This window comes from Bradyrhizobium sp. Leo170, from assembly GCF_004296405.1.
Taxonomy (GTDB): domain Bacteria; phylum Pseudomonadota; class Alphaproteobacteria; order Rhizobiales; family Xanthobacteraceae; genus Bradyrhizobium.
The window spans coordinates 1-16,430 of sequence record NZ_PSRR01000189.1; the positions used below are offsets into that span (position 1 = coordinate 1).

Consider the following 16,430-nt stretch of genomic DNA (forward strand, 5'->3'; position numbering starts at 1 on the left):
GGGGGGTCAGAGTTCGGCGCTTATTCACACGGTCGCCATAGCGGGTCGATGGAGATCAGCCGGTGGAAATGCAGGCTGCCGATGGTCGCAGGCGCATGTCCTACACCCACAATCGCCTGGTCGCGAAGGTCCGGAGGCAGCGCGCCGATGGGCAGTTGGTCGCGCAGATAGGTCTCGATGCGCCCCAGATCGAGCAGGCGGGCGCTCGCATAAAGCGGATCATCGAATCGAATGTCTGCGGCCCATACGCGCGCCAGGACTGCAAGCACGGCCCGCGCCATGCCGGGCCTGGTCTTGACTGCCTCAAGCTCTTCGAACGCGAGCTCCGCGAGCGCTCGACCGACGATGGGGACAAGGGTGGCGTGATCGGCGGGTCGGCTGAAGCCACCCGCGAGGCGGGCCGCGAGCAGCGGTAGTGTGGCGACATCGCGGCCGTGGTCTCCCGCACGCGCCGCTGCGACACGTTGCATGCGAAAGGAGAGAGTGCCCTCGACGATGACGGTGTGACGCTTCATGTTGCCGAGGACCCTGGTTGCCCGTTCTCGCTAGCGCGGCAGCGCGGTCTGCGCCGCTCGCCGGTGCGACCAGTTGTCGAGCATGACGAATTCGTGGAAGTCGCAGCCGGGATGCCTGCAAATCACGCTCGGCTGAACCTGGCCCCTGGCGCTGATGGAATGCCCCTTGAGTGTAAGTCGGTGACCATGCGAACACGTGACCTCGGCCTTGAAGATGTGCTCGGTGGAGGGGTGACAGGCGGTCCAATGGCCTGCTGGTGCTGAACCGGTCCCCCGCCAATGCGCAAGGCGGGTCCGCGGTTCCGGCGTGTGTCGTTGCGTGGGCGAGCGACGCGGCGTGAATGGTCGGCGTGACCAGATCGCGCGCCAAACGGCCTTTGCCCAGGACAGCGCCATTTCGATTCTACGCTGCAAGAACCTCCTCCTTTCCCGCGAGAATCTCGGGTTGCAGGACAGTACCTTCCTCGTCGAAGGCGTAGAGCCTGTCGATGCGAACGCCGTTCCATTCAAAGCGATAGTGCGTTGTCTGAATCGATCGGCCGAGCGCCTGTCCCTTGAGGACGGCAATCGCCGTTGCCGTGGGGCGCTCGGCCGGCCGAAACAGGACACCGTCGATGTCGGCTGGGACCGCGTTGCCCAATGACCAGCGTTGCTCTCGCGGAAGTTCGGCCGACACGGTGCGCAGGTCGATGAACTTCCCCTCGACGGGGGTCTTCAACATCCGCATGTCGAGGCCGGCTGCCGCTTCCTTTGTGCGCGACAGGAATCGCGAACGGCGCGCGATCGAGACCGCCAGGGCCGTTTGGGGCGTGTCGGCGAGCTCCAGGCAGGATCGCTCGGGGGCAAAGAATGTTGTGCCCTCGGGATTCTCATAGGTGAATGGGGCCAGATTCCAGTTCTGGAGCATCGCTGAATCGAGCTTTGGCCCCATGATCAATCTCGCTGGTCCAGCGTGGCGATGGGCAGAGATGCCCCTCGGCTTCGATTAACTGGTGGCACATCGATCTTTGGCATCACGCATCCTCCAACCTGCGCAGACGAGCCTTGACCCCATTATTGATGCTATCAGCGACTTCGGCAGGAAATGCCTTCGGGAGCGCCGCGGTGACCTGTTCGACCGCCGCCGGCGCCTGTGCGCGCAGCTCATCGAAGATCGCGGTCACGAGTCCCGCGCCAATCCCTGCCTTGGCAGCGGTCTGGACAAAATGGCGCGGCATGACGCTGTCGACGACGTAGTGACGGCTATCACCGACGGCCATGGCCAGCTTCATCTTGTTACGCTTGATCTGGCCTGCGTCGAGGCTGGGCTGCGCTGAGATCACATCGTAGAGCGGGGTCATGCGGAAGCGACCGCCGGGAGAGAGAAAGACGCTGAAATTTTTGGCGTGCCCATCCGTGGCACCGAGAAGCCAGAAGGCAATCACGGCTTTCAGAAACGTCGTTTGATCTGCCTCTGGCTGATCGCTCCCTTTCAGCAGATTGAGGATAGCTGGAATACCGGGCCCGCCCTCGGATTCGTATTTCAAGGATGGCGGCACGGACAAAGCCTGGCAGCAATCCTCTTGGGGCAAACGCAGGAGACGGTTGTCGCTGGTCCAGCGGCGATCGAACCGCTCGACCACGAGCACGCGGTTACCCTCAAACTCCTCAATGGCGACCGGGGCGCTCGGAAACCCAAGGGCGGCTGTCAGCTTGAGACAGAAGAACTCATTCTCGACGCTGTAGGAAAGATCGATGCCGTTCGGCAGTCGGCCAATCTGCGGTTTGAGGATGTGCGTCGTAGCTGTAGTCGCCAGCGGCTTGTACCAACGCCCTTTCCAGAACAAGAGCGCGGTCTTTTCCTGGGCGCCGGCGATCGAGATCCGAAAGTCCTCGTCCTCGCCAAGCCCAAGGGGAGCCGATGCAAGGTCGCCGAGAAGCTGCGCGATTTCCTTGTCGTTAACAGGTCTGCCGTCGACAGCACCGGCGGCGCCGGGTTCGATACCGTCCGGCAGGAATTGCAGTGCGCCGACGCAATCCCGTCCGACAGGGGCAAGTAGGTCGTAAGCGTCGATGCCCTGAGCGTGGACTCGCTCCGCCATGCGACGACGGATGGGCGTGCTGTCGGGCAGGAGATTGTCGAAGACGGCGATGACAGGCGCACCGATATAGCGGTCCTCACGCAGAGGCAGAGATAGCGACACGGGCAGCGCATGCTCCCAGGCAAGCCAGGACGGATCGTACTGAAAGTCGATTGCGCCGCTGGATTGCCTGTTCAGGCGCCCGACGAGACGGCCGTTCAAGAAGACATTGAGCGGGATATGCCGCCGCGGGCGAGCCATCAAAAGATGTCCTCGATCTCGGCCGGCTTTGCCTTCGTCCTGGGACGGATAACGAACTCGAGGTCGAGCGCTGCGAGAATATCACAAAGCGTTCCGAGCTGAGTCCCGGGCGCGCCACTCTCGACGGCCGAGATAGTTGCTTGCCGTAGCTTTGTCTTGTCCCTGACGCGGGTCTGGTTCAGGCCAAGGTTGCGGCGTTGCCGGCGGATGGCATCTCCGATTTGCTTGGGCGTTCGGGCGATCTGGTCCACGGCGTACCTCTCTAGGCACGCCATATACGCTCTAGAGGTTAAATGTCAATATACGCTTCAGAGGTTAAAAATGGATATACCTTTCAGCGTATACACCATATAAATACGCTTTAGCGTATAGCCGCCCTCCTACCCTGCGGGCGGCTTTCAGGCTCTCGCTCCTCATTCCCCATGAGCTTGCGGTAACGACGAATGGTGTCCTGCAAGTGCGCGTTCACCGGCTTCGGATCGAGAAGCGCACCCACAAACGTGGTTCGATGCTTATTGGTATTCGCATCACAATGAGCGCCCTCTGCCGGTGCTGCGCGTGGGCTTCGAGGACGCGGCTCAGAGCTGGTTCTACATTGATCCGCGCAATGGCGACATTCTCGGCCGCGTCGACAATAGCCGCCGGACGTATCGCTGGCTATTCAATGCCATGCACAGTCTAGATTTTCCGCTGCTGCTGCGCCATCGCCCGGCATGGGACACCGTGATGGTGCTCCTGTCGCTCATTGGAATCGTCGTGTCGACGAGCGGTATCGTGATAGGTTGGCGGCGACTGCGATCCTAGCGGACAGTTTTAGAGCAACCGCGACGGCCGCCTCGCGATGGACGGCAGAGATTCCGGGGCACTTCTGATAGACCCATTGAGGGAGCATGTTGCCGTACCTCTGTTCCGTTCGCGCGACGAATGGCCGCTTCACGATCTACGTTTGAGAATGTAGCTGTCCATGATCCACCCGTGCCGTGCGCGCGCCTCCTGCCGCGCGGCAGTGATGCGCGGACCCATCTCGGATAGCTCGCCCGACATAATGATCTGATCCGGCGTACCGAGATAGGCGCCCCACCAGATGTGCAGGCCGTGCGCGTCGAGCGACTGAAACGCCGTGCCACCGTCGAGCATCACGACCACGGTATCGGTGCCGGGCGGCCAGCCGCCTTCGCGCAACCGCCGTCCCGTCGTGACCAGAAAAGGCTCGCCGACATCGTTCAACGGCAGCGCGTGGGCCGCGCACAATGCCTGGATCGACGTTATGCCGGGGATCACTTCGATCATAGGTGTGGGATCGAGCCGTCGCGCGATGCGCAGGGACGAGTCATAGAGCGAAGGATCGCCCCAGATCAGCAGCGCAATCCGCCCCTCGCGTCCCAAATGGCCGGTGATCGTCTGCGACCAGGTTGCGGCGACCGCGTCGTGCCATTCGTCCACGCGCTTGCGGTAATCCGTTTCGTCTGCGTCACGAACCGGCAGGTCGAATTCCGCGATGCGTGCCGCTGCATTGGTAAGTACGTCTTTGCAAATGGCCCGCCGCAATTCGGCGAGCTCGGACTTCGCCATTCCCTTGCGCGGAATGAGAATGAGATCGGCTGCGTTGATGGCACGGATTGCCGCGAGCGTGAGTTGCTCGGGATCGCCGCAACCGATGCCTATCAAGGAGATCGTGAGCATTGCTTGAGCGAAGAGCGGCCATGGCGGCCGCCGTTCGCATTGTCTCTAGGCAGCGTTGTGCAGGCGGCGGGTGACGAACCCCTCCGCGGTCACGGCACGCAGCGATTTGGCGAGCGCCAACACGGCGAGATCGGCCAACGGCTCGATCAATACGACTAGCGCATAGGACGCCGCGAAGGTCTCGATGTTGGCGAGATTGGCGGCGCCAAAGCCCGCACCATAGAGCGCCCAGAAGGCGACCCACGCCACGATGCCCGACTGGTATGCAGTCGAGAGCGCGAGGGCCTGGCGATATTGCAAGTCCACATAGGCCGTGTTGCGTGGAACGATGCGCTGGCCGAGCGCCTGGATCGCAAATAGTGGCACCAACAGCGTCGTGACGTTCATGCCGTATTGCGGCAGATCGGTCGGCACGAAGAATAGTCCCTGCAACAGTAGACCGAGCGCAAGTCCCAAGGCAGCTGGCGCCGCGCCGAACAATAAGAACAACGTCGAGCCGAGGATGAAGTGCACCTCGGAGACCCCGACCGAGAAATGCGGCAGGATCTCGAAGAACGTGAGCACAAGCGCTGTCGTGGCCATTATCCGCACAGCCAACGATCCGATGCCCTGCTCGCGCACGGTCTCGACCGCGAGCTTGAGCGCGACAGCGCCCGCGGCGATGCCCGTCGCATAACTCAACACGAGCTTGGCGCCCGTTACGATTCCCGGTTCGATATGCATGATCTCAAGTCCTTCCTGCCGTCACACCCGACGGCCCTGGGTCCACGGGCGGCCGGGGCTTCCGGGCGCGCGCAATGGGTCCGCCCTACCCCATTCCCGATTATGTTCCGGCGCTTTGCGCCGCTTCGAGCACCATGCCCTCTTGTGTGCTCTTTTCGAACAGCAGGCGTCAAGGGGCGAGCGAGGGCGGACGCCGACATCATCAGGCAGAATCTCCTGCAAGCGCGCCGAACAGAATGACGGCGGCTTTGGTCACGGCTTCGGCTTGCGCAAGACGTTCGGCGAGCTCTGCGATGGTGGTGCGGACAAGCCGCTCATCGGAGTGGCCTAAGGATTCCGCAAGCAGCGCCGGGGTATCAGGCGCAAGACCATGCGCGATCAGCTTTGCCGCCAGAGCGGGGAATGTCCGCCGGCCCATATAGACCACGGTGGTTGCTTCCGAATCGGCGAGGGCCGCCCAATTGAGATTTTGCGGCAATTCGCCGGTGACATCGGCTGCGGTCACGAACTGGACCCGGCGCGACGTGTGGCGTCGCGTCAACGGAACGCCGGCCTGCGCGGCGGCAGCGCAGGCCGCGGTCACGCCGGGAATGATCTCATAGCCGATATCAGCCGCGCGCAGCGTCTCGATCTCCTCTTCGAGACGGCCGAAGACGCCGGCATCGCCGGATTTCAGGCGCACCACGCGCGCGCCGGTCGAGGCATAGTCGACCAGGAGCCGGTTGACATGCTGCTGCTTGGTCGAGGGACGGCCGGCGCGTTTTCCAACCGCGACGAGATTGGCGCCGGGACGGACACGGTCGAGGATCGCGCCTGACGCGAGATCGTCATAGAGTACGACGTCGGCCTCGCGAAGCCGCGCGGCCCCTTTCAACGTCAGGAGCTCGGGATCGCCGGGACCGGCGGAGATGAAAGAGACGAAGCCCCTCACCGGTCCTCCGCAATCAGGTGAAAGAATGTGCCGGTCGCGTGACCGCGCCGCGAGCCGGTCTCGGCGACGATCGCCCCGGTCGCGTCGCGGACGACTGCGAGCGGCGTATCTGGCTGTGCGACGATCGTGGAATAGTGAAACTCATGGCCACGCAAGCGCGCGCCGGCTTGATGTCCAGGGATCGGCGCCGCGAGCTCGGCGAGACGATAGCCGAGGTGCATGCGACGTTTGGCAAAGCTCGTCTCCAGACCGAGCAAGCCGACCATCTCGTGGCGCGCGCCTTCGGCATCCGCCAAAGCCGCACCCAGCACCATATAACCCCCACATTCGCCGTGCACGGGGCGCGTCGCCGCAAAGGCGCGGAGAGCGGTGCGAAATCGTGCGTTGGCCGTGAGGCGGCCGGCGTGCAGTTCGGGATAGCCGCCGGGCAGCCAGCACACATCGGCGCTTTCATCGGGGCCTTCATCGGCGAGCGGCGAGAAGGTCGTGATCTCGGCGCCCGCGGAGCGCCAGGCCTCCAACATATGCGGATAGACAAAGGAGAACGCCGCATCGCGAGCGAGCGTAATGCGTTGACCGGGCGGATCGACGCCGAGCCCGCGCGCGGACGGTTGCGGCGACCAGCTGGACGCCGCTTGCAGCACGGCGTCGAGATCGACATGCGCGCTGACGAAGCGCGCGGCCTCACCGATCAGGCCACTGATCTGAGCCTGCTCCTCCGCCTGCACCAGGCCGAGATGCCGTTTCGGCAAGCTGATTTCGGCGTGGCGAGGCAAGGCCCCGAGCACGGGTATGCCGGCATTGGCGAAGGCACTGCGCACGAGCTCCTCGTGGCGCGGACTCGCGACGCGATTCAACACGACACAGGCAAGGCGCACACCCGCGCGAAAATCGCGCAGACCCGCGGCCACGGCCGCGGCCGTCTGGGCCTGTCCGCACGGATCGATCACGAGCAGCACTGGCCAACCGATCATCTCGGCAATGTCGGCGGTGGCGCCGGTGCCGGAGACGCCGCGTGCGGCCGCGCCGTCAAACAAGCCCATCGAACCCTCGGTTAGAACGAGGTCGGCATCCGCACCACGGCCAACGAGGTGCTCGATCGCCGCGCGATCCATCGCCCAACTGTCCACGTTGACGGACGGGCATCCGGCGGCGGCGGCATGAAACGCCGGGTCGATATAATCGGGCCCGCTCTTGAAGCACTGCACCTTCAATCCGCGGTCGCGATAGGCGCGCGCGAGCGCCAGCGTCAGCGTCGTCTTGCCGACGCCGGAGGCCGGCGCCGAGATGACGAGGCCCGCCCCCATCACGACGCCTCCGGAAAGCGCGGTACCGGCCCGATCGGCCGGTAGCGGCGATCATAGTCGGCGGCGTAGAGACGACTCTCGGCAAACTCCTCCGAACCCAAGGTCTTGCCCACCAGGATGAGTGCGGTCCGCTCGAGCTCAGCACCAAGAGCGGCTTCAACTGTGGCGAGCGTGGCGCGGACGATGCGCTGGTCTGGCCAGCTCGCGCGCCAGACGATCGCCACCGGGCAGTCCGCGCCGTAATGCGGCGCGAGTTCGGCGACGACCTTATCGAGTAAATGGATCGACAGATGAATGGCGAGCACCGCGCCGGTTGCGGCGAACGCGGCGAGATTCTCGCCCTCCGGCATCGCGCTGGCCCGGCCCGGCGTACGCGTCAGCACCACCGATTGGGCCAACCCCGGCAATGTCAGCTCAGCTTGCAGCGCTGCCGCGGCCGCGGAAAAGGCGGGAACACCCGGCGTCACGGAATATGAAATACCGAGCGCGCGCAGGCGGCGCAATTGTTCGCCCATCGCCGACCAGATCGAGAGATCACCCGAGTGCAGCCGTGCCACATCCTTGCCGTCGGCATGCGCACCTGCGATTTCTGCGATGATCTCGTCGAGCGACAGTGGCGCGGTGTTAACGATTCGCGCGCCTTGCGGGCAATGCGCCAGCACGCCCGCCGGCACCAGCGAGCCGGCATAGAGACAGATCGGACAAGAGGCGATGAGATCGCGGCCACGCAAGGTCAAGAGATCCGCGGCGCCCGGCCCTGCACCGATGAAATGCACCGTCATTCGCCGTCTCCCTCCGCAATGGCAGCGGTTGCCGTCCGGTCCTGCGAGATCGACCGCCTCGAAATTAGCCGCGCGCGACGGCCGGCCGCGGCGAGCGCGGCAGCCTCGGCGACCGATCCCGTGCCAAACTTGTCCCTGATGAGTTTTGACTGAGTCGGCGTTGCGATGCCTGTCAGAACTTCAGCTGGAATCGCCTTGATCGGCACGCCGCATTCTCGCGCGAGCAACTTCAGGGCACCCGCTTCCGCCTTGTCGCTAACGGTTGCCACCGCCGCGATTCCGGCGGGTCCGCCGGCCGCCACGAGCGCTTCGCGGAGCGCGTCGAGCGTGGCGTCGCGTTGGAATCCCAAGCCCGCGACCTTCATCTGACCACGCTCCATTGCACGACCGGCCGTGTCGCCTCCCAGGAGCGGTAATGGCCGAGTCGTCCTGCATGCGCGAGCTCGATCCGCATCAACCCGCCGCCGTGGCGGTGGTGCAGTTCCACGAGAAACGCTTCCGTCTCGAGCGTTATGGCGTGCGCGACCAGCCGCGTACCCGGGACAACGCGCGACCAGACGGCATCGAACATCGCGCTGTCGAGACCTCCGCCGAGGAACACAGCATCCGGCGTTTCAAGTGCAGCGAGAGCGTCGGGAGCAGTCCCGCCAATGACGGTGACCCGGTGCGACAGCCCGAAACTCGCTGCATTGCGGCGGATGTTCGCGGCGCGGTCATCGCGCGCCTCGACGGCCACCGCGATCCCGCCGCACAGCGCCCATTCGATCGAGATCGAGCCAGAGCCTGCGCCGATATCCCACAACCGTTCGCCCAGTCGCGGCGCCAGCGCCGAAAGAGCGAGCGCACGCACCGGCCGCTTCGTCATCTGGCCATCATGCGCGAAGAGATCGTCCGGCAGCCCCGAACTGCGGGTGATGCCTTGTGCTCCGCTGGCCTTCAGCGCAACCGCGACCGGGCCATCGGCCAAATCACCGGCATAGCTGTCTGCGCGATGCTGCATGATCTTCTCACGTGGGCCGCCCAGCGCGGCGAGGGTCCAGAACGACGATGCGTCCCACCCCTGCTCTGTCAACCATCTCGCAAGGTCACCAGCCGCCCTGGCATCGCGCACCAGGCAAATGATCTGTGCGCCGCGCGCGAGATGCGGCACGAGCCGTTCGAACGGCGCGGCGTGCAGTCCGAGACAGATGACGGACTCAAGACGCCAGCCGAGCCGCGCTGCGGCGAGCGAGAATGTCGAAGGCGCGGAATGCGCGATCCACTCGCCTGCCTCGAGCTTCTCCGCAAGACTGCCGCCGACGCCATGCCAGAACGGGTCGCCCGAGGCGAGCACCGCCGTCGGGCGGCCGCGGCAGCTCAGCACAGCGTCGGCATCGAACGGCACTGGCCAGGGCCGGGTGCGTTCGGTTATGCCTGCGAGCGCAAGATGGCGCTCGCCACCAAAGACGGTTTCGGCTTCAAAAAGCGCCTTTCGGCTTGCCTCGGAGAGGCCGGCAAGGCCATCCTCGCCGATACCGATGATGGTCAGCCAGGGATCAGCCATGACGCGCGCCCTCATTCTGGGCGGAACGACTGAGGCCAATTTGCTCGCTGCAGCAATTGCGCGGGCGGGCCTCGAAGCGATCTACTCCTATGGCGGACGCACCCGCAACCCCGCCGACCAGCCACTGCCCACCCGCGTCGGTGGATTCGGCGGCGCGAACGGACTTGCCGACTATATTCGCCGCGAAGCCATTACGCATGTCGTTGATGCAACCCATCCGTTTGCGGCCGAAATGAGCCGCAACGCGGCTGCCGCGTGCGCGGCAAGCGGAACGCCTCTGATCGCGATCGAGCGTGTGCCTTGGGCCAAGGCGACTGACGATAACTGGATCGAGGTTGCGGATGTCGCGTCCGCCGTCGCCGCCTTGCCGGAAAATCGGGCGCGCGTCTTTCTTGCCATCGGCCGGCAACACATCGCGCCGTTCGGCGCGAAGCCGCAGCATGCCTACACCTTGCGATTCGTCGACCCGCCCGAGGGCGCACTGCCATTCGATGCCGACGTCATCGTGTCGCGCGGGCCATTCACTCTTCAAAGTGAGCTGGAGATGATGCGCACGCGCGGCATCGAATGGATTGTCGCCCGCAATTCCGGGGGCGAAGGCGCGCGCGCAAAAATCGACGCTGCGCGTGCGCTCGGCCTTCCCGTGATCATGATCTCGCGGCCGCCTCTGCCTGAGCGGACGCGGATGGAAAGCGTGGCCGAGGTGATGCAATGGCTCGGTCATCGGGCGTGCCTCGGCGCATAGACCCAGCGGCCAACGCGTCGCGTCGCCGAATTGCCGATGATCACGAGCGTACGCATGTCGGCCATCTCGGGCAACGCCTCGCTCAATTTGATCATTTCAATCCGCTCATCGGGTGTGCTGACCGCGCGCGCGAATATCACGAGACGGTCGCCGCACCCGGCCTCCTTCAACACTGAGAGCGCGCGTCCAAATCCCTCCAGCCGGCTCGCCGAGCGCGGATTGTACATCGCGATGGCAAAATCAGCTTCGGCCGCAAGCCGCAGCCGTTTCTCGATCACCGCCCACGATTTCAGATTGTCGGAGAGATTAATGGCACAGAAATCGTGTCCGAGCGGCGCGCCGGCGCGCGCGGCCGCCGCCAGCATTGCGGTCACGCCAGGGAGCACCCGGATCGGAAGCCCCTGGTATTGCGGCGTCTCTTCGAGCGCTTCGAACACGGCAGAAGCCATCGCAAAGATGCCGGAATCGCCAGAGGATACCAGCACCACGTTGCGTCCCTCTGATGCCAGCCGCAAAGCGTGGGCTGCGCGTTGCAACTCCATGCGATTGTCCGACGGATGGAACGTGAGCCCTTCGCGCGGCGCTACGCGCGCGACATAGGGCGCATAGCCCAGAATGTCGGTCGCGGTAGCTAGCGCGGCCGTCACCTCCGGCGTGACCAGCGCCTCATCGCCCGGCCCAAGTCCCGCGATCGTCAGCGATCCCGTCATGCGATGTTGTCCGCGCGCCATCCCGTTCCATGCACGAGCACGATTGCAAAATAGGGGCAATCGGTTTCCTCGACATCGACCAGCCGCGCGACACGCTCGCCCGGCATGGTGCCGCGCTCGACCAGCCAGGCATCATTGAGACGACCGGCGGAGGCGAGCGCACGGCGCACCTTTTGGAGGTTGCGCCCGGTCTTCATGACGACGAGCGCGTCCGAATTGCGCATCCGCCGTTCGAGTTCATCCTCCGCCATTGTGCCCATCAAGACGGTCGTCACGTCATCGCCCAACGCAATCGGCTGACCGACCACATTCCAGCAGCCGGCCATGCCCGGAATGCCCGCGATCACCTCGATCTCGACGCGGCCTCGCAGGCCCGCGTGCAAATGCATGAAGGAGCCATAGAAGTAGGGATCGCCTTCGCAGAGCACGACGACATCGACCGCGAGCGCAAGCCGCGCCAGACGCTCCGCCCATTCTTCATAGAAGCCGGCGAGCACGCGAAGGTAATCCGGACTGTCGAAGGAGAGCTCGGTGGTGACCGGATATTCCATCGGATATTCGGAGACATTGGCGGCCAGCATGCCTTCGACAATGCGGCGGGCCTGACCGGGACGCCCTTTCTTGCGGAAATAGGCGACGTGCCTGGCTGCGCGCACCTCGCGGTCCGCGCGCACGCTCATCAAGTCCGGATTGCCTGGCCCGAGGCCGCAGCAAATGATGCGCCCCATCGCTATTCGCTCCGGCTCGCGAGCGCGTTCACGGCGGCGACGGTGATCGCCGAGCCGCCGAGGCGTCCTTCAATTGTCAGGGCGGGCGCCGGCGGATCGGCCATCAGCGCGGCCTTGGATTCAGCCGCGCCGACGAAGCCGACCGGACAGCCAATGATTGCAGCCGGCCTCGGGCAATCGCGATCCTCCAGCATGTTGAGGAGGTGAAACAGCGCGGTGGGCGCGTTGCCGATCGCGACAAGGGCGCCATCGAGGTGCGGTCGCCACAGTTCCAGTGCCGCGGCCGAACGGGTATCGCGCATGGATTGTGCCAGTACGTGAGCGGCGGGGTCGCCGAGCGTGCAGACGATGGCATTGACCGCCGGCAACCGCGCGCGTGTAATCCCCTCGGACACCATACGCGTGTCGCAAAGTACGGGCGCGCCGGCCTGCAGCGCATCCCGCGCCGCCGCCACCATGCCGGGCGTGAAACGGATATGGGCCTCGAGCCCTACCATGCCGGCGGCATGGATCATGCGCACGACCACCTGTTCTTCATCGGGCGTGAAGCGCGTCAAGTCCGCCTCGGCGCGGATGGTGGCAAAGGACTGTCGATAGATCGCTGCACCGTCGGTTTCATAAATGTGCGGCATCAGCGTCCTCCCGCCAGCATGGAGGGATTTTCGATGATGACGCCGTGGCTCAAGCCACGCATAACTGGCGCGGCGCGCGGCGAGCCGTCGCGGATGAGATCGAATCCGGCGCTGGTCGCAACCAGCGTGATCGCGGTCGCCCCGGAATGCGCGCAGCCCTTGGCGCAGCCCGAAACGTGGAGGCGCGCGTCCGCGGCGATGTGCGGCGCAAGCGCGGCAGCCAGCGTGCGGGTATCGGCAAGAGCCTCGCGGCAGCGCGGCGCGCCGCTGCAAGCGATGACGCGAAGCGCTGGGTCATCGGCCTCGGTGATGAGGTCCGCACCGCGCGGCATCGTGCGTGCTCCCTCAGCAAGAATCATCCGCCACGGTGTCATACGCAACCCTTGCGCATCTGCGGCAATAAGCCGAAGCGCCGAATGGGGCAGTTGCCCGAATGCGACGCCGACCATCGCACCCAGCGGACAAAGACCGGGACGAGGCACAGCGATCGTCGGTGCGGGCTCGGTCCTACCGAGCAGTGCATCCGGCAATCTCGCGCCGGCCATGATGTGGGCGGCCATGCGCCCTCGCCTGCCGCTGGTGCCGCCTGAGGTAATGAACCATTCGGCAAGCGCGACTGCAACGCTCACAGCGTCGCCGCGCGTAACGGAGCGACCAAACTCAGCGCCATCGGCGCGCACCAAAAGGCCGCCCGCGCGGCCACGCTCGATCCGAATGTCCGCGGATGCGCCAGCAAGCACCCGTTCCTTGCCGTCATCGACAGCGAAGCCAAATTTGGTCGGAAGAGCTAGCCCACTGCCGGCAAGGGCCTGCTCCAGTTCGGCTGCGAGCGAACGCGTGTCATCGCCTATGCCCCAGAACGGTGTCACCAGGATGTTGCGATGCGACTCGGCCTCCGGATCATGGTCAAGCAGCTTCAATTGGGCGAGACCGTCGAGCAGAGACAAGTGTCCCTGATCACTCACGCCTCTGATCTGGAAGTTGGCCCGGCTGGTCAAGTCGATCAAGCCGTTGCCGTAACACTCTGCCAGATCAGCCAGCCCTGCCGCCTGTGCCGCATCGAGCCTTCCGCCATAGGGGCGCACGCGGACCACGAGCCCGTCGCCTGACTGCATCGGCCGCAACGCGCCAGGGCACCAGCCCTTGATAGCGACCGTACTCATGACGCCTCGCGCGGCGCAGCCGCGATCGAATTTCGGCGCGTCTTCCAGAGTGATGCCAAGCCAGTGACGACCGTGACAGGGACTTTTGCGAGCGTGTTCATTCCGCGGCTTCTGGCAGGGCGGCGATAGGTGGAATGCGAGCGAGCGATTGTTTGCGGAAGATCTCCGGCCGGCTGCGCCATGGCACGATGCCATCGGGTGCCGCCGCGTAAGCTGACGCGCCGGCAATCACGTCGTGCGCGTTGCCATCGGACAAGCGACCGTAGACATAGGACCACCGTCCCGGCGCGCTGAGCGCGACCGAGCAGCCCTGGTTACAGGCGGACAGGCATTCGACGGGAACGACGACGCCGTCAGGCACGCCCGCGTCGAGAATAGCGGCATGCAGGCGCGCACCGGGCGTAATCTCGCCTTCCCCGAGCGTCTGGCCCGGGCGGCATGTGATGCAAACGTGAAGAGTGACGATCATCGCCCCTTCCTGAATTGACGGCGGGAAGCGATGAGGTGCACGAACCGTCCTTGAGGAGGCTTCGCTTTCCCCGTCGCGGAACACCCCGTCCGCCGGTCTCAACGTTGCGCTGGCAGGTCTCCCGGCTTGCGGAGCAGGGTCTTTCCCTTCGATCCCCGCCTTCCCGATCCCCAGGGGATCAGCTTCGGGCATCTCTCCGGTCACGGTCGCGGGGGCGGCTGCTTTTCAGGCCAAGCCGTTTGGCTCGAGCCCTATCGCATTCCCTCTTCGCCTGTCGCAGAACAGGCACCAACGCGGGCCGACCATTTGCTCTGGGCCGCAACTTGTCAAGCCAAAGGGACCACGCCGGATGATGTCCGAACCAGATGCCGCCGAGGACGGGGACATCGTCGCGCCCGAGGGCTCCACCGACGCCCGCCACGCCATCAAAATGGCGAAAAAGGAGATGGTCCGCGAAAGATCAGGGCGACCAAGGACGGCGAAGAGGGACTGATCGGGCGCAGGTGATAAGCCAGGGCTAGCTCGGTAAAGCTTTCGTCGATCACTAGACGGCCGACACGCGGCAGGATCGAAAGAAGTTCACTCTGATCATGATGCTTTCCGTCGGGATCGTTCGGGTTGACCACGATCGCGAGCTCAGCCCTCGCGAGCGCCTCGAGTTCCCGCCGCGATGGTCTCGTGATACGCTCGCGGACCGCTGAGCCGCTCGCCGAGCGCTCCAGCTATGGCGGCTTCGAGCCAGCCGGCATTAATCGAGCGGCGCCGGTTCGCATCGCGCATCATGCATGACCACCCTGCGAAGACCGGGGCGCGCAGCACGAAGAGAACAGCGGTCAGGCGAGCTGGAATGAAGTTTGCCACATCATCGATGCGCGCGCCGCAGCCCAACCAAGAGCTTCGTGTCGCGGCGTATGATGGCCGATCATAGAGTCCAGTGCGTTGATCGCCTTGTAGCCGGCAATGCCAGGTACCCCACCCCGACCAAGCCGGGATTTCTACTTCAGCAAATATGCGCCTGCGAATTGTTCGGCCATCACCGCACGTTCTTCTTCAGTTTGACCCAAATGCGACATCGACCCGTGATGGTCCTTCGCATCCAGCGTATGATGGTCATTTCGATTTAGCACCTCCTCCATCCCTGCCGGATCAGGCTGCGTTGTCTCGTCGAGGATCGGCATGGGCATTTCGGTGGCAGGGCCTGGCGCGGCGAACGCTAAACTAGTCACAACCGATAGCGGAATGCCGAGTTGCACTCGGGGGAAGCTCCCTTCGAGGGCGTGATCGCGGCCTCGTGGGAGGGCCGCTACAGGTCACCTCCGCGGCCGAAGTCTCTCCGCGAAATCATGAAGCAAAAGGAAAGCAATGAGCGCGATTGACCACTGGTGAGTCGTGCGACATACGGATCTTTCTTTACAGGCGTCTCTGGTTGCTCAAATATCTTCTGCGGTGGGTCAGATATCCCCCTCCACATCTGTCACAGATAGGGAGGCTCTTCTATGATCCTATTCAGGATAGTCTTCGCAGTAAGCGCTATCTTGCTAACCAGGGATGCATTTGCGGAGCCGGGGAATCTGGATCGGGACAGCCCCATTTCGCTTTGGGTCGCCAGCAGACTGCACCGATCTGGGAATGACATACGTGAGGAGTGATTCAAAAGGGGACGGTGACAAATGCTGGACTGGAACGAAAGTGTATTGTTCAGGTTATCCCGCCCCTGAAGTTGCATTCATCGGTTATGATGCTTGTGACGGTTTTCAATGTCATCGAACGATGTGCGGTAGCAATCCCAGTCCGGGTCCGAGGGTAATCGCAAGTGAGTCTTGGTACTTCTGTCCTGCCTGCGGCAGTGCAAATATTAGAAGGATCTTGAGATTGAACAAAGTTCCTAACGCACAGATTGCGGGTGCTTGTCCGTGGCGATATTTCTAGGTTCGTGATCATTGGGCAGTGCGTAGGCGCAGTCAGCGCACATGATCGCCCGCTTGTCGCCGATGCAGGTCCGATCCTTGCCGCCGTTGTGCTTGCAATCGCGGCATTTGAATAGGTAGTCACCTGGCGCGCGGAAGATTGACGGAGCGGATCGCTCGAATTTTCGCCGACGTTCAGCGCCCGCATCGACCGGGTGATCGATTAGGCTGGCTACTTCCGGTATTGGCCCTTCGGCGACCTCGTCATAGG

Annotated in this window: 20 protein-coding genes, 2 pseudogenes and 1 riboswitch; of the genes and pseudogenes, 2 read left to right on the forward strand and 20 right to left on the reverse strand. The window is 64.1% G+C overall.

Translation table 11 applies throughout. The annotated features are described in order from the left end of the window. Window positions 1–20 precede the first annotated feature (20 nt). The 4 genes from CWO89_RS26810 to CWO89_RS26825 form a co-directional block, all read right to left on the reverse strand. Entirely contained in the window at window positions 21–515 is a 495-nt protein-coding gene (locus tag CWO89_RS26810; protein WP_028162326.1) for a hypothetical protein, read from the reverse strand. Window positions 516–918: 403 nt separating this feature from the next. After that, window positions 919–1,446 (reverse strand): RES family NAD+ phosphorylase, encoded by a 528-nt coding sequence (locus tag CWO89_RS26815; protein ID WP_051396547.1) that lies wholly within the window; start codon window positions 1,444–1,446, stop codon window positions 919–921. A gap of 82 nt (window positions 1,447–1,528) precedes the next feature. Next, complete coding sequence (locus tag CWO89_RS26820; protein ID WP_130581641.1) at window positions 1,529–2,836, reverse strand: type II toxin-antitoxin system HipA family toxin; 1,308 nt, start codon at window positions 2,834–2,836, stop codon at window positions 1,529–1,531. Continuing rightward, window positions 2,836–3,087: a helix-turn-helix domain-containing protein gene (locus CWO89_RS26825; protein WP_028162324.1), complete on the reverse strand. Its 252-nt coding sequence runs from the start codon at window positions 3,085–3,087 to the stop codon at window positions 2,836–2,838. The genes CWO89_RS26820 and CWO89_RS26825 overlap by 1 nt, the downstream gene beginning before the upstream one ends. 220 nt (window positions 3,088–3,307) lie before the next feature. Here CWO89_RS26825 and CWO89_RS26830 point away from each other — a divergent pair. Continuing rightward, window positions 3,308–3,640 (forward strand): annotated as a pseudogene (locus CWO89_RS26830) (PepSY domain-containing protein); the annotation flags it as partial. Between the two features lie 129 nt (window positions 3,641–3,769). On the opposite strand, the gene cobF reads toward CWO89_RS26830, so the two are convergent. From cobF to CWO89_RS26865, 7 genes are all read right to left on the reverse strand, one after another. Then, a complete protein-coding gene (gene cobF, locus CWO89_RS26835) occupies window positions 3,770–4,519 on the reverse strand; it encodes a precorrin-6A synthase (deacetylating) (protein ID WP_028162322.1) in 750 nt (249 codons plus the stop codon). A gap of 45 nt (window positions 4,520–4,564) precedes the next feature. Further along, window positions 4,565–5,242: an energy-coupling factor ABC transporter permease gene (locus CWO89_RS26840; protein ID WP_130229644.1), complete on the reverse strand. Its 678-nt coding sequence runs from the start codon at window positions 5,240–5,242 to the stop codon at window positions 4,565–4,567. Window positions 5,243–5,444: 202 nt separating this feature from the next. Continuing rightward, window positions 5,445–6,173 carry a uroporphyrinogen-III C-methyltransferase gene (gene cobA / locus CWO89_RS26845; RefSeq protein ID WP_028162320.1) on the reverse strand — a complete coding sequence of 243 codons (729 nt, stop codon included), beginning with the start codon at window positions 6,171–6,173 and terminating at the stop codon, window positions 5,445–5,447. Then, on the reverse strand, window positions 6,170–7,480 hold the full coding sequence (locus CWO89_RS26850) for a cobyrinic acid a,c-diamide synthase CobB (RefSeq protein ID WP_028162319.1): 1,311 nt from the start codon (window positions 7,478–7,480) through the stop codon (window positions 6,170–6,172). Before CWO89_RS26850 ends, cobA begins: the two co-directional genes overlap by 4 nt. After that, a complete protein-coding gene (cobM, locus tag CWO89_RS26855) occupies window positions 7,480–8,262 on the reverse strand; it encodes a precorrin-4 C(11)-methyltransferase (protein ID WP_028162318.1) in 783 nt (260 codons plus the stop codon). Before cobM ends, CWO89_RS26850 begins: the two co-directional genes overlap by 1 nt. Then, window positions 8,259–8,627, reverse strand: a complete 369-nt coding sequence (locus CWO89_RS26860; protein ID WP_028162317.1) for a cobalamin biosynthesis protein — start codon at window positions 8,625–8,627, stop codon at window positions 8,259–8,261. The genes cobM and CWO89_RS26860 overlap by 4 nt, the downstream gene beginning before the upstream one ends. Beyond that, window positions 8,624–9,805 carry a bifunctional cobalt-precorrin-7 (C(5))-methyltransferase/cobalt-precorrin-6B (C(15))-methyltransferase gene (locus CWO89_RS26865; RefSeq protein WP_028162316.1) on the reverse strand — a complete coding sequence of 394 codons (1,182 nt, stop codon included), beginning with the start codon at window positions 9,803–9,805 and terminating at the stop codon, window positions 8,624–8,626. The genes CWO89_RS26860 and CWO89_RS26865 overlap by 4 nt, the downstream gene beginning before the upstream one ends. Between CWO89_RS26865 and CWO89_RS26870 the strand changes: the two genes are divergently transcribed. Further along, the gene (locus CWO89_RS26870) at window positions 9,804–10,550 is read left to right on the forward strand and encodes a cobalt-precorrin-6A reductase (protein WP_028162315.1); all 747 of its coding nucleotides are present in this window, start codon (window positions 9,804–9,806) and stop codon (window positions 10,548–10,550) included. The two genes, CWO89_RS26865 and CWO89_RS26870, sit on opposite strands and share 2 nt — an antisense overlap. Here the strand turns inward: CWO89_RS26870 and cobJ are convergent. The 9 genes and pseudogenes from cobJ to CWO89_RS47155 all read right to left on the reverse strand — a co-directional run. Continuing rightward, entirely contained in the window at window positions 10,526–11,260 is a 735-nt protein-coding gene (gene cobJ / locus CWO89_RS26875; RefSeq protein ID WP_028162314.1) for a precorrin-3B C(17)-methyltransferase, read from the reverse strand. The two genes, CWO89_RS26870 and cobJ, sit on opposite strands and share 25 nt — an antisense overlap. Then, a complete protein-coding gene (locus tag CWO89_RS26880) occupies window positions 11,257–11,988 on the reverse strand; it encodes a precorrin-2 C(20)-methyltransferase (RefSeq protein WP_028162313.1) in 732 nt (243 codons plus the stop codon). The genes cobJ and CWO89_RS26880 overlap by 4 nt, the downstream gene beginning before the upstream one ends. 2 nt (window positions 11,989–11,990) lie before the next feature. Further along, window positions 11,991–12,620, reverse strand: a complete 630-nt coding sequence (locus tag CWO89_RS26885; RefSeq protein WP_130581643.1) for a precorrin-8X methylmutase — start codon at window positions 12,618–12,620, stop codon at window positions 11,991–11,993. Then, window positions 12,620–13,783, reverse strand: coding sequence for a precorrin-3B synthase (cobG, locus tag CWO89_RS26890; protein WP_028162311.1), 1,164 nt, complete (start codon window positions 13,781–13,783; stop codon window positions 12,620–12,622). The genes CWO89_RS26885 and cobG overlap by 1 nt, the downstream gene beginning before the upstream one ends. Window positions 13,784–13,880: 97 nt before the next feature. Beyond that, window positions 13,881–14,252, reverse strand: coding sequence for a DUF1636 family protein (locus tag CWO89_RS26895; RefSeq protein WP_130229647.1), 372 nt, complete (start codon window positions 14,250–14,252; stop codon window positions 13,881–13,883). Between the two features lie 94 nt (window positions 14,253–14,346). Beyond that, window positions 14,347–14,560, reverse strand: a riboswitch (cobalamin riboswitch). A 117-nt stretch (window positions 14,561–14,677) separates the two neighbouring features. Further along, window positions 14,678–14,878: a hypothetical protein gene (locus CWO89_RS47150; protein ID WP_207231130.1), complete on the reverse strand. Its 201-nt coding sequence runs from the start codon at window positions 14,876–14,878 to the stop codon at window positions 14,678–14,680. 52 nt (window positions 14,879–14,930) lie between these two features. Next, window positions 14,931–15,226: pseudogene (locus CWO89_RS26905) on the reverse strand (CobD/CbiB family cobalamin biosynthesis protein); the annotation flags it as partial. Window positions 15,227–15,247: 21 nt separating this feature from the next. Beyond that, entirely contained in the window at window positions 15,248–15,430 is a 183-nt protein-coding gene (locus CWO89_RS26910) for a hypothetical protein (protein ID WP_028162308.1), read from the reverse strand. Between the two features lie 707 nt (window positions 15,431–16,137). Then, window positions 16,138–16,430, reverse strand: a 293-nt coding sequence (locus CWO89_RS47155; RefSeq protein WP_207234581.1) for a hypothetical protein, incomplete at its 5' end; no start/stop codon positions are given.

Bases quoted from the DNA above. Each gene is read 5' to 3' on its own strand.
- CWO89_RS26810 (WP_028162326.1), bottom strand. From the start codon at position 515: ATGAAGCGTCACACCGTCATCGTCGAGGGCACTCTCTCCTTTCGCATG.
- CWO89_RS26815 (WP_051396547.1), bottom strand. From the start codon at position 1,446: ATGGGGCCAAAGCTCGATTCAGCGATGCTCCAGAACTGGAATCTGGCC.
- CWO89_RS26820 (WP_130581641.1), bottom strand. From the start codon at position 2,836: ATGGCTCGCCCGCGGCGGCATATCCCGCTCAATGTCTTCTTGAACGGC.
- cobF (WP_028162322.1), bottom strand. From the start codon at position 4,519: ATGCTCACGATCTCCTTGATAGGCATCGGTTGCGGCGATCCCGAGCAA.
- CWO89_RS26840 (WP_130229644.1), bottom strand. From the start codon at position 5,242: ATGCATATCGAACCGGGAATCGTAACGGGCGCCAAGCTCGTGTTGAGT.
- CWO89_RS26850 (WP_028162319.1), bottom strand. From the start codon at position 7,480: ATGGGGGCGGGCCTCGTCATCTCGGCGCCGGCCTCCGGCGTCGGCAAG.
- cobM (WP_028162318.1), bottom strand. From the start codon at position 8,262: ATGACGGTGCATTTCATCGGTGCAGGGCCGGGCGCCGCGGATCTCTTG.
- CWO89_RS26860 (WP_028162317.1), bottom strand. From the start codon at position 8,627: ATGAAGGTCGCGGGCTTGGGATTCCAACGCGACGCCACGCTCGACGCG.
- CWO89_RS26870 (WP_028162315.1), top strand. From the start codon at position 9,804: ATGACGCGCGCCCTCATTCTGGGCGGAACGACTGAGGCCAATTTGCTC.
- CWO89_RS26865 (WP_028162316.1), bottom strand. From the start codon at position 9,805: ATGGCTGATCCCTGGCTGACCATCATCGGTATCGGCGAGGATGGCCTT.
- cobJ (WP_028162314.1), bottom strand. From the start codon at position 11,260: ATGACGGGATCGCTGACGATCGCGGGACTTGGGCCGGGCGATGAGGCG.
- CWO89_RS26880 (WP_028162313.1), bottom strand. From the start codon at position 11,988: ATGGGGCGCATCATTTGCTGCGGCCTCGGGCCAGGCAATCCGGACTTG.
- CWO89_RS26885 (WP_130581643.1), bottom strand. From the start codon at position 12,620: ATGCCGCACATTTATGAAACCGACGGTGCAGCGATCTATCGACAGTCC.
- cobG (WP_028162311.1), bottom strand. From the start codon at position 13,783: ATGAGTACGGTCGCTATCAAGGGCTGGTGCCCTGGCGCGTTGCGGCCG.
- CWO89_RS26895 (WP_130229647.1), bottom strand. From the start codon at position 14,252: ATGATCGTCACTCTTCACGTTTGCATCACATGCCGCCCGGGCCAGACG.
- CWO89_RS26910 (WP_028162308.1), bottom strand. From the start codon at position 15,430: ATGCCGATCCTCGACGAGACAACGCAGCCTGATCCGGCAGGGATGGAG.